9 protein-coding genes are annotated in these 7397 nt (G+C 60.0%); 8 read left to right on the plus strand and 1 reads right to left on the minus strand.

The annotated features are described in order from the left end of the window. The 8 genes from WCA53_RS32965 to WCA53_RS33000 form a co-directional block, all read left to right on the plus strand. Nucleotides 1–673: methyltransferase domain-containing protein (locus WCA53_RS32965; RefSeq protein WP_423921878.1), on the plus strand; the 673-nt coding region annotated here is incomplete at its 5' end. A 303-nt stretch (nt 674–976) separates the two neighbouring features. Further along, nucleotides 977–1453, plus strand: a complete 477-nt coding sequence (locus WCA53_RS32970) for a DUF2244 domain-containing protein (RefSeq protein WP_423921881.1) — start codon at nt 977–979, stop codon at nt 1451–1453. Nucleotides 1454–1627: 174 nt separating this feature from the next. Next, the gene (gene coxB / locus WCA53_RS32975) at nt 1628–3232 is read left to right on the plus strand and encodes a cytochrome c oxidase subunit II (RefSeq protein ID WP_423921884.1); all 1605 of its coding nucleotides are present in this window, start codon (nt 1628–1630) and stop codon (nt 3230–3232) included. Between the two features lie 86 nt (nt 3233–3318). Continuing rightward, on the plus strand, nt 3319–4938 hold the full coding sequence (gene ctaD / locus WCA53_RS32980; RefSeq protein WP_423921889.1) for a cytochrome c oxidase subunit I: 1620 nt from the start codon (nt 3319–3321) through the stop codon (nt 4936–4938). A 110-nt stretch (nt 4939–5048) separates the two neighbouring features. Next, nucleotides 5049–5189, plus strand: a complete 141-nt coding sequence (locus WCA53_RS32985) for a cytochrome oxidase small assembly protein (RefSeq protein WP_423921893.1) — start codon at nt 5049–5051, stop codon at nt 5187–5189. 8 nt (nt 5190–5197) lie between these two features. After that, nucleotides 5198–5767, plus strand: a complete 570-nt coding sequence (locus WCA53_RS32990) for a cytochrome c oxidase assembly protein (protein ID WP_423921896.1) — start codon at nt 5198–5200, stop codon at nt 5765–5767. Between the two features lie 57 nt (nt 5768–5824). After that, on the plus strand, nt 5825–6031 hold the full coding sequence (locus tag WCA53_RS32995; RefSeq protein WP_423921899.1) for a DUF2970 domain-containing protein: 207 nt from the start codon (nt 5825–5827) through the stop codon (nt 6029–6031). 91 nt (nt 6032–6122) lie between these two features. Next, complete coding sequence (locus WCA53_RS33000) at nt 6123–6980, plus strand: cytochrome c oxidase subunit 3 (RefSeq protein WP_423921902.1); 858 nt, start codon at nt 6123–6125, stop codon at nt 6978–6980. A gap of 260 nt (nt 6981–7240) precedes the next feature. Here the strand turns inward: WCA53_RS33000 and WCA53_RS33005 are convergent. Beyond that, nucleotides 7241–7397: DUF2909 domain-containing protein (locus WCA53_RS33005; RefSeq protein WP_423921905.1), on the minus strand; the 157-nt coding region annotated here is incomplete at its 5' end.

Below are 7397 nucleotides of genomic sequence, written 5' to 3' on the forward strand. Positions count from 1 at the left end.
ATCCGAGGCCAACGCTGGCTGGCGGCGCTTCCTGCCCGCTACGCTCGGCAAGGCATTTGGTGCGCGCGGCCCGCAACTGGCGCAAGGCGACTTCGCCGCGCTCCCCTTTGCGGCCGGCGCGTTCGAAATGATCTGGTCGAATCTGGCGCTGCATTGGCACGCCCGTCCCGATCTCGTTTTCCCTGAGTGGCAGCGGGTATTGAAGGTGAACGGTCTGCTGATGTTCAGCACGCTCGGCCCCGACACCCTGCGCGAATTGAGCGGCGCCTACGCGCAAGCCGAGAAATTGCTGGGCCTCGCGCCGCAACGACACACGATCGAATTCGTCGATATGCACGATCTCGGCGACATGTTGGTGGAAAGCGGTTTTGAGATTCCGGTCATGGACCAGGAAGTGTTGACGATCACGTACAAATCGGCGGAATCGCTGTTGAATGACGTACGTCGCTGGGGTGCTTATCCTGTGAATCCCGCGCCGCGCACCGAGGCACGCGCCTTGCGCGACGCGCTTCAGGCGGCGCTGGAAGCGCGTCGTCGCGACGATGGCACGATCCCGTTGACCTTTGAAGTGATCTACGGTCACGCATGGAAAGCCGTGCCGCGAACGACGGCGGAAGGACACGGGATCATTCGGCTTGAGGACATAGGACGCGGCTCAAAAAGAAGCAAGTAAGCGGCATGCGGTGGGATCGCTTTCTATCTCGATAAGCACTTTACGAGCACTTTGGGAAGTCCCAAAAAGGCTGCGGCAAAACGGCGCAGAAGCTTGTGCGGCTTGGCTTTGCGACGCGATGCACCTTGCTTGTGGATGCACGGCAACACGCCTATAATGCGTCAGTTTGTCGCCGGACCCGGCCGATTTTGCTCAGTTTGTGCGCGCGAGCCGCGTGCCAGATTTAGGCGAAATCCGGGCGAAATGTGGCAAGAGTGACGCGGCAAAGGTAACGCGAAGGTAACACTGACGCGGGAGACGGCGATGCAAGCGACTGATCTGCTGGCGAACTCGGAACCTGTTGTGAAGGACTGGTTGATCAAGCGGAACTGTTCCGCGTCGCCGCGCCAGTTCGTTGGGTTCTACGTGTCGCTCGCGCTGTTCTCGTTGCTGATCGCCGGCTTGCTGGTGTGGGCCGGTGCGTGGCTGGTGCTGCCGTTCACGGGTGTCGAGTTATTGGTGGTCGGTATCGCGTTCGTCATGTATGCACGGCATGCTGTCGATTACGAGCGCATCCTGTTGTTTCAAGACCGGTTGTTGATCGAGCGAATGGATGCTGACAAGCTCACGCAGATGGAGTTCAATCCGCGCTGGGTGCGGGTCGAGCCGGGCGCGACGCCGAGAGATCCCGTGACGCTGGTGTCGCGCGGGCTGTCGGTCCCGATCGGAATTCATCTGGCGCAGTATCGGCGCAGGCAGTTCGCGGTCGAGTTGCGCACGTGGCTTGCGCGCTGTGGCTGACAGCGCTCAGTGTTCTGGCCGTGCGTGTTAGCCGCACCAAGAAGGGCGCAAGAAGGACGCAGGAAGGATGCAACGGATTAAGCGTAAGCACGCATCGGCGCACGCGGTCCAGCCAATCGTTTCCGGGGAAGCGATGCAACCCATGGGCGCGTGCATGCGGGGGTCGAGGTCTGAATGGAATTTTTGGGTAAGGAAGCTATGAAAACAATCAAGCGAGCCCTCTCGGGCGTGCTGGCGTTAAGCGGACTCATGTTCGCCAGCGCGGCCCTGGCGGTCCACGACGTTCCCGGTGGTCCTGGAGTGAACGAGCTCAACTTCCAGACGCCCGTGACGAAGATCGCCGAGGAGCTCTACAGCCTCCATACGTTCATGCTGATCATCTGCACGGTGATTTTCCTTGGCGTGTTCGGTGTGATGTTCTATTCGGTCATCATGCACCGCAAGTCGAAGGGGCATAAGGCTTCGAACTTCCACGAAAGCACCACCGTAGAAATCATCTGGACGATCGTCCCGTTTGTGATCGTCGTGCTGATGGCGCTGCCCGCCACCAAGGCCGTTGTCGCGATGAAGGACACCACCAACGCCGACGTGACCGTGAAAGTGACCGGTTATCAGTGGAAGTGGGGATACGACTACGTGAAGGGCCCGGGCGAAGGCATCAGCTTCCTGTCGACCTTGTCCACCCCGTCGGCCCAGATAAACGGGCGCGAGCCAATCGGCGAGCTATACCTGCAGGAAGTCGACAACCCGCTCGTGGTTCCCGTCGACAAGAAAATCCGCATCATCACTACAGCCAACGACGTCGTGCACTCATGGTACGTGCCGGCGTTCGGCGTGAAGCAGGACGCGATCCCCGGCTTTGTGCGCGACACGTGGTTCAAGGCGGAGAAGATTGGAACGTATCGCGGCTTCTGTACCGAGTTGTGCGGCAAGGCGCACGCCTACATGCCGGTTGTCGTCGTTGTCTTGTCGGCTGACGACTATGCAAAATGGGTCGACGATCAGAAGAAGAAAATGGCTGCCGGTGCCGACGATCCCAACAAGACGTACACGATGGACGAGCTGAAGGCGCGCGGCGCGCAGGTCTATACATCGAACTGCGCGGTTTGCCACCAGCCGACCGGCAAGGGCGCGGGCCAGTTCCCGGCACTCGACGGCAGCAAGGTCGCTAATGGTCCGATCGCCGGGCACGTGAGCATTGTATTGAAGGGCAAGGGCGCGATGCCGAACTGGGGCGCGACGCTCAATGACGTCGAAATTGCGTCAGTGATCACATACGAGCGCAATTCCTGGGGCAATCACACAGGCGACATCCTGCAGCCGCTGCAAGTTGCCGATGCCCGCAACGGCAAGATGCCCGCGGGCGGTGACCATCTGGCTGCGGCAGCGCCGGCGTCGGATGCTGCTGCGTCCGCTCCGGCAGCCGCATCGGACAATGCGGCTCAAGCGCCGGCGCAATCCGCCTCGCTTCCGGCGAGCGTGTATTTCGACTTGGGTCAGAGCACGTTGCCCGCCGATGCCACCAGCGCCGTCGACGCAGCCGCTGCCTACGCGAAAGCACATCCTGACGCGAAGCTCACCTTGTCGGGTTTCACCGACACAAGCGGCTCCGCCACAAAGAACGCCGACTTGGCGAAGACGCGGGCGCAAGCCGTGCGCGACGCGCTCAAGGCCGCCGGCGTGGCGGAAGACCGGATCATCTTGAAGAAGCCGGAAACGATCACGGGCGGTACGGACGCGAGAGAAGCCCGGCGGGTCGAGATTAGCCCGGCCGCGTAACGCGAATGTCGACCGGCTTTCGAAAGGAAGCCGGCGTAATGTAATGCCCAAGCCAAGTGCCGCAGAATTCGCTTTAGGAGATTGTCATGTCTAGCATCGGCCACGATGTAACCGCGGGTCACGACCATGAACATGGTCATGACGAGCACGAGCACCCGCTGCCCTACGGCTGGCGCCGCTGGCTATTAGCCACGAATCACAAGGACATCGGTACGTTGTACCTGTTGTTCTCGTTCACCATGTTCCTGTCAGGTGGCGTGATGGCATTGATGATCCGCGCCGACTTGTTCGAGCCCGGTTCGCAGCTCCTGCGGCCGGAGTTCTTCAACCAGCTCACCACCATGCACGGCCTGATCATGGTGTTCGGCGCGATCATGCCGGCGTTCGTCGGCTTCGCCAATTGGCAGATTCCGCTGCAGATCGGCGCGCCCGACATGGCCTTCGCGCGCATGAACAACTTCAGTTTCTGGCTGCTGCCGGTCGCGGCCACGCTGCTGATTCTCTCGTTCTTCGTTCCGGGGGGCGCCACCGCCGCCGGCTGGACGCTGTACGCGCCGCTCTCCACGCAAATGGGCCCGGGCATGGACTTCGCGATTTTCGCGATCCACTTGATGGGTGCATCGTCGATCATGGGCGGTATCAACATCGTCGTGACGATCTTGAACATGCGCGCGCCCGGCATGACGCTCATGAAGCTGCCCATGTTCTGCTGGACCTGGCTGATCACCGCCTACTTGCTGATCGCCGTGATGCCAGTACTGGCAGGCGCGATCACCATGGTGCTGTTCGATCGCCACTTCGGCACGTCGTTCTTCAATGCAGCGGGCGGCGGCGATCCGGTCATGTACCAGCACATCTTCTGGTTCTTCGGACACCCGGAGGTGTACATCATGATCTTGCCGGCGTTCGGGATCGTTTCGCAGGTGATTCCGGCGTTTTCGCGCAAGCCGCTGTTCGGCTATAGCTCGATGGTGTACGCCACGTGTTCGATCGCGATTCTCTCGTTCATGGTCTGGGCGCACCACATGTTCGCGACCGGCATGCCGGTGACGGGCCAGTTGTTCTTCATGTACGCAACCATGCTGATCGCGGTGCCAACCGGCGTGAAGGTGTTCAACTGGGTGGCCACCATGTGGCGCGGCTCGCTCTCGTTCGAGACGCCCATGCTGTTCGCCATCGGTTTCCTGTTCGTTTTCACGATGGGCGGCTTCACCGGACTGATCCTTTCCATGGCGCCGCTCGACATCCAGATGCACGGCACTTACTACGTGGTGGCGCACTTCCACTACGTGCTGGTGGCGGGTTCCCTGTTCGGGCTGTTCTCGGGGTGGTACTACTGGTCGCCGAAGTGGACCGGCTGGATGTACAACGAGACACGCGGCCAGATTCACTTCTGGGCGTCGATGATCTTCTTCAACGTCGCCTTCTTCCCGATGCACTTCCTGGGCCTCGCCGGCATGCCGCGCCGCTATGCGGATTACCCGGCGCAGTTCACGGACTTCAACCAGGTCGCGACTATCGGCGCGTTCGGTTTCGGCCTGGCTCAGGTCTACTTCCTCTTCGCGGTGGCATTGCCGGCGTATCGTGGCGGTGGCGATCTGGAGAAGGCTTCAGACAAACCGTGGGATGGCGCTGAAGGTCTTGAATGGACTGTACCGAGTCCGGCTCCGTTCCACACGTTCGAACGGCCGCCGCACGTCGAGTAAAGTTTCGGCCGCGTGTCCGCTTGAAAAAGCGGGCACGTGCCTAAAAACACCGCGATAGCCACTGTGGGCAACGGTGAAAGCGAATGACTAGCGGGATGAAGCATCAAGGCATGACCCGGAACTCACCCAAAGAACGAACACCCGAAGAGATCCGCGCGGGCAACAAGCGGATCGGCTTGATCATGTTCGCGGTAGTCGCGGCATTTTTCCTGGCGGCTATCGTCGACCAGTACTTGCGTTCGAGAGGTTAGGCAATACCGTGGCAACGCCTGATGAGGTGAAGGAAGACCGAGCGTTCAATCGTTCGATGATGTTCAAGCTGTTTGTCGTAGCCGCGGCCATGTTTGGCTTCGGCTTCGCGTTGGTGCCCATGTATCGTGCGATCTGCTCGATCACCGGCGTCAACAACCTCGTGCAACGCGACGTCGGCGTGCGCGAGGCGAAGAACACGCAGGTCGACATGAGCCGCACGATTTCCATCGAATTCGATGCCAACGCGCGCGGTCCGCTGAAATTCAAGCCGGAGCAGAATTCGCTCGACGTTCATCCCGGCGAAGTGACCACGGTGATGTACGACGTCACCAATGAGCAGGGGCGCACGGTTCGGGCGCAGGCAATTCCCAGCTATGCGCCGAAACAGGCGGATGAGTTTTTCCGGAAGATAGAGTGCTTCTGCTTCACGCAGCAGACGTTGAAGCCCAATGAGACGCGACGCATGCCGGTGGTGTTCGTCGTCGATCCGAAGGCGCCGAAAGACATGAAGACAATCACGCTTTCGTACACGTTCTTCGAGCTCAATGCGCCGCAATCGGTGAGCGCGGGCAGTTAGCGTGTGGTGTAGCTTTTGCGGCAGGAAAAGAGCCGCGCCAAGCGGCGGAGATAAGAGATGGTCGAAGCAAACAAGCCGGTGCCGAAAGGCGGTTTTTTCAGGCTGCTGAAGACCGTGTTCTGGTCGTTCTTCGGCGTGCGCCGGCGCAGCGATTTTGAAAACGATGTCAAGCTCAATCCACTGCATGTGATCGCGGCGGGATTTATCGGGATGGCGCTGTTTATCATCGTGTTGCTGGTCGTGGTGCGGCTGGTAGTGGGTTAGAAATTGACGCGAGGCGTCGGCGCGGAAAAGCTGTTCCGTGGCGGCAGCAGCAAAAAAATTCAAGCAACTGGATCGAAGTGGAGAGTCAATAATGAGCGGTCAAAACGAAAGCACGTACTATTTCGTCCCGCATCCTTCGAAGCATCCGATCATGGCCGCCACCGGCCTGTTGATCGCGATGGTGTCGCTGGCATCGTGGGTCAATGGTGAATCGTGGGCGCCGTTCACGTTCGTCGTCGGACTGCTCTGGCTGCTTTTCACGCTATGGCATTGGTTCGGCGATTCAATCTCCGAGTCCGAAGGCGGGATGTACGGCAAGAACGTCGATGCATCGTATCGATGGAGCATGAGCTGGTTCATCTTCTCCGAAGTCATGTTCTTCGGCGCGTTTTTTGGCGCGCTCTTCTACGCTCGGGCGATTGCACTGCACCAACTCGGCAGCCTCGATTACAAGCTCATCTGGCCGGACTTCACGGCTGTCTGGCCGAATGACGGTCCTGCCGCGCTCGTTTCGCACTTCCGCTCCATGACCCCGTGGCCGCTGCCCACGCTCAACACCGGGTTGCTGCTCAGTTCAGGTGCGACGTTGACCGTGGCTCACCATGCGCTGCGCGAAAATCATCGGAAGAAGACGATCATCTGGCTGGCTGCGACGGTGTTGCTCGGAATGTGCTTCCTGTTCTGCCAGGGCTACGAGTATTTCCATGCGTACAACGAACTCAACCTGACGCTGGCGTCGGGCGTGTATGGTTCCACGTTTTTCTTGCTGACCGGATTCCACGGGTTCCACGTGTTCCTGGGCGGTACCATGCTCACCGTGGTCCTGGTGCGTGTCATTCGCGGCCATTTCACAGCGGAGCATCACTTCGCGTTTGAAGGCGCCGCCTGGTACTGGCACTTCGTGGACGTGGTGTGGCTCGGCTTGTACGTGGTCGTGTACTGGCTGTAAGTGGCGTGAGCCAAAAAGCGGCAGGCAATCGGGCCGCTTTCGCTGCAGGTTCAAGTCGACAGAAAAAGATGCTTTGAAGCGCGCCGCCCTCGACATGTCGCAGGCGGCGCTTTGCATTTGACGCGACAGATAGCGGAACGGTGGGGGTGTGGGGGTGTGCGGTTTTGCCGCGGAGTTCGAGGCAGATTCTCGGCGCGGACACGCGAAAAACCTGCGAACCTTTGAGATTTACCCAACGCCGAATGCCGTTAAGACAGACCTTATCGGCCGAGTGGAATCCCGGTGGACTGAATCCAGCCCATCCAGTGTGCGAACAGGATGAACAGGAACAGCGAGATCGATAGCCCGACGCGCGTCGCGAGCGACCAGACCATGCGCTTGGTGCGGCCGCGATCGTGCATCATGAAGTACAGCGCC

This window comes from Caballeronia sp. (genome assembly GCF_049581465.1).
Classification (GTDB): domain Bacteria; phylum Pseudomonadota; class Gammaproteobacteria; order Burkholderiales; family Burkholderiaceae; genus Caballeronia.